The sequence below is a fragment of the Micromonospora coxensis genome (assembly GCF_900090295.1).
GTDB lineage: Bacteria > Actinomycetota > Actinomycetes > Mycobacteriales > Micromonosporaceae > Micromonospora > Micromonospora coxensis.
The window spans coordinates 3,927,145-3,939,599 of the sequence record NZ_LT607753.1 but is presented as its reverse complement, the minus strand read 5'-3'; the positions used below and the strand labels follow the sequence as shown (position 1 = coordinate 3,939,599).

The 12,455-nt window shown below is 69.4% G+C and carries 19 protein-coding genes; 17 read left to right on the top strand and 2 right to left on the bottom strand.

Features of this window, described 5'->3' with window-relative positions:
* The first annotated feature begins 145 nt into the window (after window positions 1–145).
* Complete coding sequence (locus tag GA0070614_RS17970) at window positions 146–712, top strand: HD domain-containing protein (protein ID WP_088977054.1); 567 nt, start codon at window positions 146–148, stop codon at window positions 710–712.
* On the opposite strand, the gene GA0070614_RS17965 is transcribed toward GA0070614_RS17970, so the two are convergent.
* Window positions 700–1,170, bottom strand: coding sequence for an NUDIX hydrolase (locus GA0070614_RS17965; protein ID WP_088977053.1), 471 nt, complete (start codon window positions 1,168–1,170; stop codon window positions 700–702). The genes GA0070614_RS17970 and GA0070614_RS17965 overlap by 13 nt on opposite strands.
* Window positions 1,171–1,174: 4 nt before the next feature.
* Window positions 1,175–1,933 (bottom strand): XRE family transcriptional regulator, encoded by a 759-nt coding sequence (locus GA0070614_RS17960; protein WP_088977052.1) that lies wholly within the window; start codon window positions 1,931–1,933, stop codon window positions 1,175–1,177.
* Between the two features lie 178 nt (window positions 1,934–2,111).
* Between GA0070614_RS17960 and GA0070614_RS17955 the strand changes: the two genes are divergently transcribed.
* The 16 genes from GA0070614_RS17955 to GA0070614_RS17880 all read left to right on the top strand — a co-directional run bounded on the left by GA0070614_RS17955 (window position 2,112) and on the right by GA0070614_RS17880 (window position 12,420).
* Window positions 2,112–2,429, top strand: a complete 318-nt coding sequence (locus GA0070614_RS17955) for a hypothetical protein (RefSeq protein ID WP_088977051.1) — start codon at window positions 2,112–2,114, stop codon at window positions 2,427–2,429.
* 232 nt (window positions 2,430–2,661) lie between these two features.
* Window positions 2,662–3,090: a hypothetical protein gene (locus GA0070614_RS17950; protein ID WP_088977050.1), complete on the top strand. Its 429-nt coding sequence runs from the start codon at window positions 2,662–2,664 to the stop codon at window positions 3,088–3,090.
* 29 nt (window positions 3,091–3,119) lie between these two features.
* Entirely contained in the window at window positions 3,120–3,305 is a 186-nt protein-coding gene (locus GA0070614_RS17945) for a hypothetical protein (protein ID WP_088977049.1), read from the top strand.
* A 106-nt stretch (window positions 3,306–3,411) separates the two neighbouring features.
* On the top strand, window positions 3,412–3,639 hold the full coding sequence (locus GA0070614_RS17940; protein WP_088977048.1) for a hypothetical protein: 228 nt from the start codon (window positions 3,412–3,414) through the stop codon (window positions 3,637–3,639).
* Entirely contained in the window at window positions 3,636–4,568 is a 933-nt protein-coding gene (locus tag GA0070614_RS17935; protein WP_088977047.1) for a hypothetical protein, read from the top strand. Before GA0070614_RS17940 ends, GA0070614_RS17935 begins: the two co-directional genes overlap by 4 nt.
* An 82-nt stretch (window positions 4,569–4,650) precedes the next feature.
* Complete coding sequence (locus tag GA0070614_RS17930; RefSeq protein WP_088977046.1) at window positions 4,651–5,520, top strand: FtsK/SpoIIIE domain-containing protein; 870 nt, start codon at window positions 4,651–4,653, stop codon at window positions 5,518–5,520.
* The gene (locus GA0070614_RS17925; RefSeq protein ID WP_088977045.1) at window positions 5,517–5,726 is read left to right on the top strand and encodes a hypothetical protein; all 210 of its coding nucleotides are present in this window, start codon (window positions 5,517–5,519) and stop codon (window positions 5,724–5,726) included. The genes GA0070614_RS17930 and GA0070614_RS17925 overlap by 4 nt, the downstream gene beginning before the upstream one ends.
* Before the next feature lie 87 nt (window positions 5,727–5,813).
* Complete coding sequence (locus GA0070614_RS17920; RefSeq protein WP_088977044.1) at window positions 5,814–6,251, top strand: DUF6197 family protein; 438 nt, start codon at window positions 5,814–5,816, stop codon at window positions 6,249–6,251.
* Window positions 6,248–6,547: a hypothetical protein gene (locus tag GA0070614_RS17915; protein ID WP_088977043.1), complete on the top strand. Its 300-nt coding sequence runs from the start codon at window positions 6,248–6,250 to the stop codon at window positions 6,545–6,547. The genes GA0070614_RS17920 and GA0070614_RS17915 overlap by 4 nt, the downstream gene beginning before the upstream one ends.
* A complete protein-coding gene (locus GA0070614_RS17910) occupies window positions 6,544–6,891 on the top strand; it encodes an RRQRL motif-containing zinc-binding protein (protein WP_088977042.1) in 348 nt (115 codons plus the stop codon). The genes GA0070614_RS17915 and GA0070614_RS17910 overlap by 4 nt, the downstream gene beginning before the upstream one ends.
* A complete protein-coding gene (locus GA0070614_RS17905; RefSeq protein WP_088977041.1) occupies window positions 6,888–7,652 on the top strand; it encodes a hypothetical protein in 765 nt (254 codons plus the stop codon). The genes GA0070614_RS17910 and GA0070614_RS17905 overlap by 4 nt, the downstream gene beginning before the upstream one ends.
* The gene (locus tag GA0070614_RS17900) at window positions 7,649–7,918 is read left to right on the top strand and encodes a hypothetical protein (protein WP_088977040.1); all 270 of its coding nucleotides are present in this window, start codon (window positions 7,649–7,651) and stop codon (window positions 7,916–7,918) included. The genes GA0070614_RS17905 and GA0070614_RS17900 overlap by 4 nt, the downstream gene beginning before the upstream one ends.
* Window positions 7,918–9,696, top strand: coding sequence for a replication initiator (locus GA0070614_RS17895; protein WP_088977039.1), 1,779 nt, complete (start codon window positions 7,918–7,920; stop codon window positions 9,694–9,696). The genes GA0070614_RS17900 and GA0070614_RS17895 overlap by 1 nt, the downstream gene beginning before the upstream one ends.
* A 28-nt stretch (window positions 9,697–9,724) precedes the next feature.
* Window positions 9,725–9,997, top strand: a complete 273-nt coding sequence (locus GA0070614_RS17890) for a helix-turn-helix domain-containing protein (protein WP_088977038.1) — start codon at window positions 9,725–9,727, stop codon at window positions 9,995–9,997.
* Window positions 9,997–11,265 carry a tyrosine-type recombinase/integrase gene (locus tag GA0070614_RS17885; protein WP_231933316.1) on the top strand — a complete coding sequence of 423 codons (1,269 nt, stop codon included), beginning with the start codon at window positions 9,997–9,999 and terminating at the stop codon, window positions 11,263–11,265. The genes GA0070614_RS17890 and GA0070614_RS17885 overlap by 1 nt, the downstream gene beginning before the upstream one ends.
* Before the next feature lie 351 nt (window positions 11,266–11,616).
* The gene (locus tag GA0070614_RS17880) at window positions 11,617–12,420 is read left to right on the top strand and encodes an HAD family hydrolase (RefSeq protein ID WP_088977037.1); all 804 of its coding nucleotides are present in this window, start codon (window positions 11,617–11,619) and stop codon (window positions 12,418–12,420) included.
* Window positions 12,421–12,455 lie beyond the last annotated feature (35 nt).

Here is a 12,455-nt window from a genome sequence, read left to right as displayed (position 1 = left end):
CCCCGGCGGCGGCGCGTGCGGCCCGTTCAGGGCCGCCTTGAAGACGTACAGAAACTTTGAACCACATCGCTGGCGGCCGGCCGCCCCGCCTCGTCGCCCGGACATCGGGATAGTGCGGGCAGGGTGCGCTCCGTACGCTGACGGGATGGCCGCCTTCGTCGATACCGCCCGGGAAGTTGCGCGACACCTGTTGGAGACGTCGTTGCCTCGCCGTTGGAGTCACGTTCAGGCGGTGGCTGCCAAGGCGGACCGGATCAGCGGGGCGGTGCCGATCGAAGATCGGGAGGTGCTTGTAGCTTCGGCCTGGCTGCATGACGTGGGCTACAGCCCCGAACTGGTCGACACCGGCTTTCACTCCCTCGATGGTGGCCGCTGGCTTCGCCGCGAGCGATTCGACGAGCGGATTGCCGCTCTGGTGGCTCACCACTCCTGCGCGTGGCTCGAAGCTGAGGAACGTGGGCTCGGCGAGGTCTTGGCCACCGAGTTCCGCCGGGAGGAAACCGCGGTGACTGACGCTCTCTGCTTCTCGGACATGACGACCGGGCCGGACGGCCAGGACTTCGAGGTCTTGGAGCGGCTTGCGGAGATTCGGTCGAGGTACGGGCCAGAGCACCTGGTGACCCGGTTCATCTGCCGAGCAGAACCGGAGATGGTCGCCGCCGTGCAGCGGACCCAGTGCCGGCTCTCCGGCAGCGTCGCTCAGCCGATGTAGGGCTCGGGGCGTTCCTCGCAGCCGTGGTTGATGCGGAGCAGGGTCGACGGGTGAATGTCGAACGCGTCCAGCTCGTCGCGGGGCACCCACCGGACATCGTTTGACTCGTCGCTCGGGGTCGGGGTGCCGCCCACGGGTACGGCTCGCAAGCAGAGCGAGAACTGCTGCCGTACCTCGCCGTCGGAGTACTCGATGACGTGGCGGGGATCGGAGTAGACGCCAACCATCCCGGTCACCTCGACCTTGACTCCGGTTTCCTCGTGTGTCTCCCGGACTGCCGTCTCCGCGATCGACTCGCCGATCTCCTGGCCGCCGCCGGGCAGCGACCATAGGCCGTTGTCGGTGCGCTGGATGAGCAGCACCCGGTCGTCGTCGTCTCGGACGAAGACGGAGACGGCCACGACGATGCTGTTGGCCTTCGGCGCGTTCGGGTCGTGGTAGTGCTCGACTCTCGCCATGGTCCTAGGCTGCCACCTCGCCGCCCGGCTGAGGCTTCGAGGCAGTCAAGACCCGGTCAAAGCTGTCGGAGTACGTGCGGAACAAGTCACCGCCGTTGAGCTTGCGCAGGTGCATCACCGGTGCGTGCGGCGCCGGAAACCCGAGCACATGCATGTTCACCAACATCTCGTCATCGAACCGGTAGATCGAGTTGTACAGCGTCGTGTCGTGGTAGAGCACCTTGACCCCGGGCGCACCGTCAAGCCGGTTGTAGTACTGCTGGACCTGACGAATCTTCGCGGCCATCACACCGGGCGCACCCTCCTCGATGCTCTTTCGCTCGATTGCGGCGCTGGTCGGGTCACCGAGCAGGATCGTCACCGCGACGCCGTCAGTGGCCTTTTGGCGCAGGGTGTCGACGATCCTCGGGTTCTGCTCCACCAAGAAGAGTCCGGCATAGGCCAGGACGTCGATCCGCTTCTCTGCTCGTTCGATCAGTCGACGCCAAAGGTCGTACGGCACGGAAGAGCGCCGGGAGTAGAGCTGGACCAGCTCGCTCTGCCCGATTCTCGATGCCTTCTCCGGCGTCACCGCGTCCGGCCACAGATACGGCACGTCTTCGCGCACCATCGCGGCGATTGCATGCCGATGGCGGGGATACGGAACCCGATCCTGAGTGATCCACCGCTCTACCGTCTTCGGGTCGACCCCAATCTTCTCGGCCACCGTGCCGGGAGTCAGTCCGTTGCGCAGGATGGCATCGCGTAGCCGGTCGTTGGGCATTTGACCCTCCTCAAGGGACGACTAGGGACGAGTACACGGTAACCAAGACGTCCCTTAGTCGTCCAGCCCACCGGTCGGGCTGTCCTCGGCTTTTCGAGAGCCTTATCCCCCGAGGCCAAGAGCAAGAGTCCACCGGGGACAAGCTCTATCCACTGGCCCGAGACACAGGAGGTCTGTTGTGAAGCTGTACGTGGACACCAAGGCGAAGCAGGTGACGGTGTCGAAGGACCCGGAGCCGAAGAACGACCAGAACGGCAATCAGCGGTCGGAGAAGGGAACGGGCCGGCTCATGTGGTCGACCCAGGTCTTCGTTCTCGACGAGACGGGCGGTGAGGTCATCACCATCACCACGGCGGGTGAGAAGCCGGGTGTGATGGTGGGGCAGCTCATCGAGGTCGAGCAGTTGGAGGCCATTCCGTGGGCGACCAACGGGCGCAACGGCGTCGCGTTCCGTGCGATCTCGCTGAAGCCGAAGGCTGGTGCGGCGGCCAAGTAGTCCTTCGCACAGCGTGCTGTGTGAAGCCTGCGGTGTCTCGCTCGTAGCGGCCTGAGGTCCGCTGACTGTTCCAATCATTGGTCCGGGAGTTTTGCTGGCTCCTACTCTCCCGGCCCTGGCAACCCGTGGTTGCCCTCAACAAATTGTGGCGCGGGGTCGGTACTGGCTCCTACACCTGCCGGCCCCGCCTGCCCTTCCAACCCGTCTGCCCTCAACGTGGGGAGTGGTTGTCATGCTCGAATCCGCCATCGTGTTCGCCGTCGTCGCGGCGACCTTCTACGCCGGCCACCAGGTGGCCGATCACGTGTTCGGCCAGTCCGACACGCAGGCCGCGAACAAGGCCGCGCCGGGCTGGCACGGCTGGCGTCACCTGTTGGGCCACGTCGTGGCCTATCACCTCGTGGTGGCGTTCATGCTGGCCGTCACCATCGCCGCGCTGGACCTGCCCGTCACTGCCGGCGGCCTCGCCGCTGGTCTGGGCTTCTCCGCGATCAGCCACGCAATCCTCGACCGGCGGTGGCCGGTGCGATGGCTGCTGACCCACACCGGTAGCGCCGACTTCGCCGACCGTCAGGCCCCGATCTGCGGGATTTACCTGGCCGACCAGTCCCTGCACGCCGGATGCCTGTGGGTGTCCGCGCTGCTCGTCGCCTGCCTCTAACCCACCCCTGAACACCGGAGGTCCCTGCCATGGGCAACAAGTACCTGTTCAGCGAAGACAACGACGGCCGCGTCCGTGAGGTCAAGGTCGATCCGAAGCACCTCGACCGGCAGCTCCGCGAAGAGCGCGCCGCCGGGCGTACCCCGACGGTCCTGGACGAAGACGAGCGCATCCGCTACGGGCTGCTCGCCAACCAGATTCGCCGCAACCACTGACCCCTGGTCAGCCTCGGAAAACGAGCGCGGGGCCGGTACTGGCTCCTACACCTGCCGACCCCGGGCTCTCCAACCCATCCAGCCCAATCACTTGGGAGGACGTGTCGTGTCCAAGCCTACCCGCCCGAGCGGCCTGCCGACAGGACTGCACTTCTTGCAGGCCCGTGCAGGCTACAAGTCCGAATACACCTGGACCGACCACGAGAAGGCCGGTGTTCCGATGGTCGTGGCCTGCACCGGCTGCGAGACGACCATGGTCGGCGCTCTCGCCCTCATCGATTCCAACGGCTACTGCTGGTGCGCCGCCTGCGGCGACATGGGGAGGGCGTCATGACCAAGCCCACCGCCCGCCGGCCTTTCGGCGGGAAGTCGAACGGGACCATCACGGTGATCGAGGCCAAGGTTCACCGGTCCTCGGCCCGCAACGCCCGGTTGGCGTTCATCCTAACGGCGGTCATCGTCGGCCTTCTGTCGGCCGTGGTGGCCGCTTCCTACATCCACCCCATCCTCGCCCTCTTCTCCGGGGCTCTGATCGGTGTTCCGCTGGGCGGACTCGCCTGGGTCCTCGTGCGGATCTGGCCGGTGCTGCGGCTGCTGTGGTGGTGGTCCATCGAGATCGTGCTCACCACCGCCGTCATCACCTTCTGGGTGCAGCTGGCCAACCACACCTCGACCCCGGTCACGCTGGTCGTGGTCGCCTTGGTCGTCGGTGTCCCGGCCGCCCTGCCGGTCACCCGTCGGGCCGTGGTCGCCTGGACGTGGTGCCTGATCGTGCGGCATCGGCTGCGTGTGTGTTTCGCGCAGTTCATCATCGCCAACCAGTCCGGCAGCCTGCCGCTCATCCTGTGGGCCAAGCCCACTCCCGTCGGTGAGCGGGTCTGGGTCTACCTGCGCCCCGGCCTGTCCCTGGCCGATCTGGAAGGTCGGCTCGACCGGATCGCGGTCGCCTGCCACGCCTCCACCGCCCTGATCGAGCGGGCATCCGACGGCAACGCCGCCTACCTGCGCTTCGACATCAAGCGCCGCGAGGTCCTCACCGCCCAGGTGGGCTCCCCGCTCGTCGACGTCATCGACCCGGCAACCCCGGCCACCGACCGGCCCACCCCGGCCGTGCCTACGGCTCTGGACCTGCCCGACGTCGACGCGCCCACCATCACCCTGCCGGCGCAGAAGAAGTCGCCGGCCACCACCAACACGGCCAACGGCAGCAAGCCCACGGCCACGTCCTCGACTCCCGAGGACGACGTCTCCGACTGGATCTGACCCCAACCATCTTGGTCGCGGAGAGCCCTGCGGGCTCGTTCGTGTGGCTCTCCGCGCCCACCTACGCCCAAGGAGGGCACCCATGACCACCGCTACCGCCCCTGCTGCCGGCATACCGGTGGGGCCTGGCCTGTCGATGTTCGACCCCATCTTCGTCGGCATCGACGAGTTCGGTCAGCACGTCAACATCACCCTCGCTTACCGCAACCTGCTCGCCGGCGGCGAGCCCGGCGGAGGCAAGTCCGGGCTGCTGAACACGATTGCCGCCCACGCCGCTCTGTCCGTCGATTCCCGGCTCGTGCTGCTGGACGGCAAGCTCGTCGAGCTGGGGCAGTGGGAGGACTGCGCCGATGCGTTCATCGGCCCCGACATCACCGCCGCCCTCGACGTCCTCAAGCGCCTCCAGCTGGTGATGAACAACCGCTACGCCTGGCTCCGCGCCCACGGGCGCCGCAAGCTCACCGCCGCCGACGGCCTGTCCGTCATCACCGTCCTCGTCGACGAAATCGCCTTCTACTCCGCCACCGTCGGCAGCAAGCAGGAGCAGGAAGAGTTCGTCGCTCTCCTGCGCGACCTGGTCGCCCGGGGCCGTGCCGCCGGCATCCCGGTCGTCGCCGCGACGCAGCGGCCCAGCTTCGACATCATCCCCACCAGCCTGCGGGACCTGTTCGGCTACCGCGCCGCGTTCCGCTGCACCACCCCCAACAGCTCCAACATCGTCCTCGGCCACGGCTGGGCCGAGCAGGGCTACACCGCCACCGACATCGCCCCCTCCAACCAGGGCGCGGCCTACCTCATCGCCGAAGGCGGCACCCCACAGCGCATCAAGGTCGCCTACCTGACCGACGCCCAGATCGCCGGCATCGCCGACTACGCCGCCTGGATCCGCCGGCCCCGCCGGTTACCGACCCTGGTCCCCGACCTGACCCGTCTCGACTTGGCGGCGGCATGACCACCCGCGAACGCGCCCAGTCGCGTGCCAACCAGCAGCGGGCCGCCCAGTACACCGAAATGTGGGTCGTCGCCCAACCGGCCGAGATCGCGGCCATGGTGCAGATCGCCTCGGCCAGCGGCCGACTCGTCTACGTCTCCCCGCCCCAACTCATGGGCGGCGACGACACCCGCCACCGCCGCTACCTGCGGCTGCGCACCACCTGAATCGGCCGACAGGACCGGACACCGCCTGGCAGCAACTGCCGGTCCTGCCGACCTCCCACCAAGCCCTTCTGAAAGGACGCGGCTGCCATGAAGGCTACCCAACTTCCATCCACCGGAGTCCAGGTCACCCCTGCTGACCTGCTCCGGTGCGCTGCCCTATACCTGCGCCGGCACGGCTGGCACCAGGGCACCTACTACGCCACCGGCGACACCCTCACCCCGCCGGCCTGCGCCGCCGGGGCCATCGGCATCGCCTGCGCCGGCCACCGCGTCGAGCACTTCTCCCAACTCGACCCCGACACCCTCGCCGGCTACCTGACCACCCTCGCGGTGTTCGTCGACTACCTCGACACCTTCGCGCCGGTCTTCCACATCGACGAAGACGGCTACCTGCTCGACGAGCACACCTCCCCGTACTCGTGGAACGACGACCCGACCCGCACCGCCGAGCAGGTCATTACCGCCCTTCTGGCGGCTGCTGACGAGTGGGACCGCCTCCACACCGATGGGGGTGAGAACCGATGAGCACTGTCAAGCCCACCTTGACGCCCTGCGTTCCCCGGCAGAAGCGACGGGATGTCGTCGAGAACGACGAATTCGCCGCCTTCGCACGCCGCATCATCCGCGCCCACGGCCGTCGCGTCGCCACCGGCGACGTCGAAGCCCTCCGCGACCTCGTCGCCCTGTCGGCCAACCTCGACGACGCGATCGGTGAAGCCGTCATCGGCCTTCGCGCCTTCGGCTACTCCTGGGCCGAGATCGGTGCCCGGCTCGGCATCTCTCGGCAGGCCGCCCAGCAGCGCTGGGGAGGCCAGGCATGACCACCACCCACAACCCTGCGGACACCGGCGAGGAGTTCCCGACCTACCGCTACCGGTACGCCCCTGACGGGCTGGCCACCCGCCGGCAATTACGCGCCGCCGGCCTCCGCCCCGGAGGACACGACCCGGTCGCGCAGATCCTCTGGCGTCGCGGCAAAAGGGTCGCCTACCTCTACCGCCTCGACCTCGCCGCACCCAAGCGCACCGCCACCCCCGCCCAGCGGGAGGCCATCGCCAAAGCTCTACGGGCCCGCCGCACCTGCGCCGTCTGCGGCCTCGTGCAGCCCTACTACATCCCCCGCCGCTACGGCTGCTGCCTCGACTGCCACGGAGGCCACCGATGACCACCCACACCCCGACCAGCCGGGGCACCCGCGCCGAGGGTGTCGTCCTGGTCCTCATCCTGCTCACCGTCGCCGGCTTCGCCGGAGCGGCCTCGTTCACTCACGTCAAGGACTGGACGCTCGCCAACAGCCCTGCCGGGACCGGGGCATGGTTCGGCTGGGCCAACGCCGTCATCTCCGAACTCGTCCCCATCGCCTGCCTGCTGACCATCCGCCGACGCCGCCGCACCGGCGCACCCATCGGCTACCCACTGTTCCTGCTCATCGCCGCCGCCGGCCTCTCCCTCGCCGCACAACTGGCGGTCGCCAAGCCGGGCATCTCCGGCTGGCTCCTGTCCGCCGTCCCCGCCCTGGCGTTCATGGCTCTGGTCAAACTCGTCCTCGCACCCACCAAGGACCACAACCAAACGCCGACCCCTACGCCGGTTGACCCGATCCGTGTCCAGGTGGCTGAGCAGGTCACCACCGAGCCGGCACCGCCGGCCGCCATCACCGCACCCGAACCCACCCCGGCCGCCACGCCGGCCGTCGAGTCGGAACCCGTTCCCGTTCCGGCTGTCGAGCCGGAGCCTGTCACCGTGCCGGCCCCGGAGCCGGTCGACGTTCCCACCCACCTGCTGCCCATGGCCCGCTTCGCCGCAGTGCAGCACGAACAGAACACCGGCCAACCCATCACCTCCGACGAGCTGGCCGGCCGACTCGACGTCACCCCGGCCGTCGCCGGCCGAATCCTCACCACCCTGACCGGTGGTGCCCGATGACCATCCACGTCGTCGACCTCGACCAGGACTGGCACACCTGCCCCAACCACCCGGACGGGCACCCCTACGACATCCGCCGCACACTCGTCGACATCATCCCCGGCGGGCCCTGCCGGGCACCGGTCACCATCCGCTGCGGCCAGGTGACCACCACCATTCCCTGCCATCGGCACGAGCCGGCCAAGCGCCAATGCGGCGCCTGCCGGGTCATCGTCACCGAACGCACCATCACCAACCACCACCCCACCACCGGGGTGGCTGGCTGATGGCCTCGACGCTGGACCTCACCCCCCGCGCTACGGCCCGGGGGGTGGGCTCGAACGCCGACACCATCGTCTACGACTACACCGCCGCCGGCTCCGCCTTCGAACGCGCCACCCGAAGCGACTACTTCGGCTGGATCGACCACATCCGCGCCGCCGCCGGCTGCACCCGCCCCATCCGGCTCGCCGGCCAACTCCTCACCATCGACCCGTCGACGGGCCGGGTGCTGGAGCAGCGGCACACCGACGCCATGCCCGACGCCGCCATCTACACCGCCTGCGGCAACCGCCGCGCCACCGTCTGCCCCTCCTGCGCCCACACCTACCAACGCGACGCCTACCAACTCCTGCGCGCCGGCCTCGTCGGCGGCAAGGGCGTCCCCGACACCGTCGCCCAACATCCGGCGGTGTTCCCCACCTTCACCGCCCCGTCATTCGGCCCCGTCCACAACCGGGTCGTCCGCAAGCACACCTGCGGCAACCGCAAACGCTGCGACTGCCGACCCGAACCGTGCCACGCCCGCCGCGACTCCGGCCTCTGCGCTCACGGCCGGCCCGCTGTCTGCTGGGCCCGCCACGAACCCGGTGACGTAGTGCTCGGGCAGCCGTTGTGCCTGGACTGCTACGACCACGACCACCAAGTCGTCTGGAACCTCTACTCCGGCGAACTCTGGCACCGCACCAAGCAAGCCGCGGAACGATGGCTCGCCAAACTCGCCCGTCGCCGCGGCATCCCCCGCGTGCAGGTCGTGACGGCCTCCGGCAACACGCGCACAGTGCCTCCCGTGCGGCTGTCCCATGGCAAGGCCGCCGAGTTCCAAGCACGCGGAGCGGTCCACTTCCACGCCCTCGTGCGCCTCGACGGCGTCCACCCCGACGACTCCACCGCCGTCGTACCACCACCGGCCGGATTCGGCGTCGCCGACCTCGTCGACGCCCTACGCCACGCCGCCGCCCACGTCGCCTTCCACACCCCCACCCACCCCGACCGACCCGACGGATGGCCGATCGCCTGGGGCGAGCAGCTCGACATCCGACCCATCTCCCTGAACGGCGACGGGGAGGTCACCGACAGCATGGTCGCCGGCTACCTTGCCAAATACGCCACCAAAAGCACCGAGGTAACCGGGCACCGCTCCGTCAGGCTCACCACCGACACCATCGACGACTACGCCGACCCCGACGGCGACCACACCGCCCGCCTCATCGACGCCTGCTGGCGCATCGGCCGACCCACCCACACGCCCGTACCGCTCTCACAGCGGCCCCGCGACCCTCGGCCCCGACCCGGCTTCGTCGACCCCTGGGAATGCCCTGACTGCGGCACCCACACCCGCTACGCCGCCTGCCCTACCTGCACCGCCGCCCGTCAAGCCGCCCTTGACACCCAACCGACGAAACCAGCCAGCGCCAACCCCTACGCCCGGCTGCGCCGCTGGGCGCACATGCTCGGCTTCGGCGGCCACTTCCTCACCAAAGCCCGCCGCTACTCCGTCACCTTCCAACTCCTGCGCGACACCCGCGTCACCTTCCGCCGGCACGAGGACCAAGCCCACGAGCACCCGGCCGCCGGCGGCCAGCTCGTCGACCACCACGACGAGGACACCACCCTCATCGTCGGCACCCTCACCTTCGCCGGCGTCGGCTGGCACACCACCGGTGACGCGCTGCTGGCCAACACCGCCGCCGCCATGGCCCGCGAGCGACGAACCACCGGCCGAGAAGAACTCGCCCACGAACTCAGCACCACCCCGGCCGGCACGGTGCCGGCTGCCGCCTGATCCCGACAGACCTGAGGGGGTCCCCGTCATGAGCACCACTGCCCGTCCCAGCCCGGTCGTCCGGCTCGTCCCTCGTACCGGGGCGGTCGTCGTCGAGCCGGTCACCTACACCGTCCGGGAGGTCGCCAAGCTGCTCGGCATCTCGCTCGGCAGCACCTACGCGCTCGTCCGGGACGGCACGATTCCGGCGACCCGCCTGGGTGGCCGCTGGCTGATCCCGCGTGCCCGGTTCCACGCCTGGCTCGACGGTGTCACCGAGCAACCCGCCGCCACCGGCACCGAGCACGGGCGGAGGCGCTGATGGGTTTCGTCCGTAAGACTCCGGCCGGCACCTTCCGCGCCTGCTGGCGTGATCCTGCTGGCGGGCAGAAGTCCAAGAGCTTCCGCACGAAGCGGGAGGCGAATGCCTTCCTGGTAGAGGTTGAGGGCAGTCTGAACCGGGGCACATACGTCAACCCGCACGCCGGCCGTACCCGCTTCGGTGACTTCGCTCAGCAGTGGCTCGCCACCCGGGCAGTCGAGGCCCGGACCACTGAACGGACCGTCTCCATGCTCCGCACGCACGTCCTGCCGAAGTGGGGTGACTGGCCGCTCGGGAAGGTCGACTTCATGTCGGTGCAGGAGTGGGTGACCGGCCTGGGTCGGGATCTCGCCCCGGCCACCGTGGCCAAGTGCTACCAACTGCTGTCGATGATCCTCAAGACAGCGGTTCAGGCGCGGCTGATCGGCACCAACCCCGCCGAAGGGGTGAAGCTGCCTCGTGACCGGTCCCGCGACGTCAAGCCGGTCACGATCAGCCGGGAGGACTTCTTCGGCCGGCTGCTGCCCGCTGTCCCACCTCGGCACCGGGGGATCGTCTCCGCCGCCGCCGGGGCCGGCCTGCGCTGGGGTGAGTGCGCCGGGTTGACGTGGTCCTCGGTCGACCTAGACCGGGCATCGCTGCGCGTGGTCCAGGTGGCCGAGGAGACCCACGGCGGGATCGTGCTGCGCCCGTACCCGAAGAGTCGCGCCGGGGTCCGCACCGTGCCGCTGCCCGGCTTCCTCCTGGCCGCGCTGCGCGAGCTGCACGCCGCCGCCGACGATCCGGACCCGCGCACGCTGGTTTTCCGCGACCGGGTGGGGCGCCCACTGCGGCGGTCGAACTTCCGGCGTCGAATCTGGCTGCCCTCGCTGGTCCGCGCCGGGCTGCTCGGCCAGGTCAACACCGGCCCGCACCGGTACCGCGCGACCTGGCCGGACCGGGAGGGCGTCGAGTGGTCGGCGGAGTTCACCACCGAACGGGAGGCCGTCGCCTGTGTCGCGGCCAAGGCCGCCGGCGGGATGCGGTTCCACGACCTGCGGCACGCCTACGCCACCTGGCTGGTCACCGACGGCGTCCCGATCAACCTGGTGCAGCGGGTCATGGGCCACGAACAGGCGTCCACCACGCTCAACCGGTACACCCACACCCCGGACGACTACGCTGCCCGCGTCCTGGAGGCGTTCGACAGCTCTGCTGCCTCTCTGCTGCCTCCGGCTGGAAAAGCGCCCTCGGAGAGCCCTCTCGACGGGGACGGAGACGGCCTGTGAGCTGTGGCCCAACGCTGACCCCGGAAAGGGACGACCCCCGTCGGGGGGAGACGGGGGTCGTCGGGAGGTTCGGCTCCGGGGGGGTTGAGCCGAACCACTCAGCGGTTACGGGGGGTGCAACCGCTGAGGGTCTGCAACTGTCCGAGATATGAGTACTCGTCGTGATGACAAGCATGCCCGAGCGGACTGTTCACGTCGAGTGGTGTCGACCCCACTCTCGGCGAAAATGTGACCACAGCGTGTGATGGCCGTCACGTTCCGCAGGGGTGGTGCGACTCGGCCCGCAGGTCGGGGAGGGTATGGACCCCAGGCACCCGCCGACGATAGACCATCGGGCTAGACTTTCGCGCCGTGGGCCGAAGTGCCGCTTTCTTCGATCTGGACAAGACCGTCATCGCCAAGTCGAGCGCCCTGGCGTTCGGTCGGCCGTTCTACCGGGACGGGCTGATCACCCGGCGAGACGTGGTCAAGTCGGCGTACGCGCAGCTGATGTTCCGGCTGGGCGGCACCGACGAGCAGACCATGGCCCGGACCCGGGACTACCTCGCCACGCTCTGCAAGGGCTGGCAGGTGGAACAGGTCCGCCAGATCGTCGCGGAGACGCTGCACGAGCTGATCAACCCCTACGTGTACGCCGAGGCCGCCGCCCTCATCGAGGAGCACCAGGCCGCCGGCCGGGACGTCGTCCTGGTCTCCGCCTCCGGCGAGGAGATGGTCCGCCCGATCGGCGAGTTGCTCGGCGTCACCGACGTGATCGCCACCCGGATGGCGGTCGAGAACGGCCGCTACAGCGGTGAGGTGGAGTTCTACGCCGCCGGCCCGAGCAAGGTCGACGCGGTGAGCGAGCTGGCCCAGGCCCGTGGCTACGACCTCGCCGACTCCTACGCCTACTCGGACTCGTACAGCGACCGGCCGTTGCTGGAGTGCGTCGGCCACCCCAGCGTGGTCAATCCGGACCGGGCCCTGCGCAAGCTGGCCGTGGAGAACGCCTGGCCGGTGCTGGAGTTCCGACACCCGATCCCGCTGGGCCGGCGGCTGCGGGAACGCCCCGCCGTGCCGGTCGCCGCGGCGGCGCTCGGGGTCGGCGTCGGGGTGGCCATCGGCATCGCCTGGTACGGCCGGCACCGCCGTACCCGCGCCGCCCAGGTCGCCTGAGCCACCGCCGCCACCGCGCCGGGTGGACGGCGCAG

Bases quoted from the DNA above. Each gene is read 5' to 3' on its own strand.
- GA0070614_RS17970 (WP_088977054.1), top strand. From the start codon at position 146: ATGGCCGCCTTCGTCGATACCGCCCGGGAAGTTGCGCGACACCTGTTG.
- GA0070614_RS17965 (WP_088977053.1), bottom strand. From the start codon at position 1,170: ATGGCGAGAGTCGAGCACTACCACGACCCGAACGCGCCGAAGGCCAAC.
- GA0070614_RS17960 (WP_088977052.1), bottom strand. From the start codon at position 1,933: ATGCCCAACGACCGGCTACGCGATGCCATCCTGCGCAACGGACTGACT.
- GA0070614_RS17950 (WP_088977050.1), top strand. From the start codon at position 2,662: ATGCTCGAATCCGCCATCGTGTTCGCCGTCGTCGCGGCGACCTTCTAC.
- GA0070614_RS17945 (WP_088977049.1), top strand. From the start codon at position 3,120: ATGGGCAACAAGTACCTGTTCAGCGAAGACAACGACGGCCGCGTCCGT.
- GA0070614_RS17935 (WP_088977047.1), top strand. From the start codon at position 3,636: ATGACCAAGCCCACCGCCCGCCGGCCTTTCGGCGGGAAGTCGAACGGG.
- GA0070614_RS17930 (WP_088977046.1), top strand. From the start codon at position 4,651: ATGACCACCGCTACCGCCCCTGCTGCCGGCATACCGGTGGGGCCTGGC.
- GA0070614_RS17925 (WP_088977045.1), top strand. From the start codon at position 5,517: ATGACCACCCGCGAACGCGCCCAGTCGCGTGCCAACCAGCAGCGGGCC.
- GA0070614_RS17920 (WP_088977044.1), top strand. From the start codon at position 5,814: ATGAAGGCTACCCAACTTCCATCCACCGGAGTCCAGGTCACCCCTGCT.
- GA0070614_RS17915 (WP_088977043.1), top strand. From the start codon at position 6,248: ATGAGCACTGTCAAGCCCACCTTGACGCCCTGCGTTCCCCGGCAGAAG.
- GA0070614_RS17910 (WP_088977042.1), top strand. From the start codon at position 6,544: ATGACCACCACCCACAACCCTGCGGACACCGGCGAGGAGTTCCCGACC.
- GA0070614_RS17905 (WP_088977041.1), top strand. From the start codon at position 6,888: ATGACCACCCACACCCCGACCAGCCGGGGCACCCGCGCCGAGGGTGTC.
- GA0070614_RS17900 (WP_088977040.1), top strand. From the start codon at position 7,649: ATGACCATCCACGTCGTCGACCTCGACCAGGACTGGCACACCTGCCCC.
- GA0070614_RS17895 (WP_088977039.1), top strand. From the start codon at position 7,918: ATGGCCTCGACGCTGGACCTCACCCCCCGCGCTACGGCCCGGGGGGTG.
- GA0070614_RS17890 (WP_088977038.1), top strand. From the start codon at position 9,725: ATGAGCACCACTGCCCGTCCCAGCCCGGTCGTCCGGCTCGTCCCTCGT.
- GA0070614_RS17885 (WP_231933316.1), top strand. From the start codon at position 9,997: ATGGGTTTCGTCCGTAAGACTCCGGCCGGCACCTTCCGCGCCTGCTGG.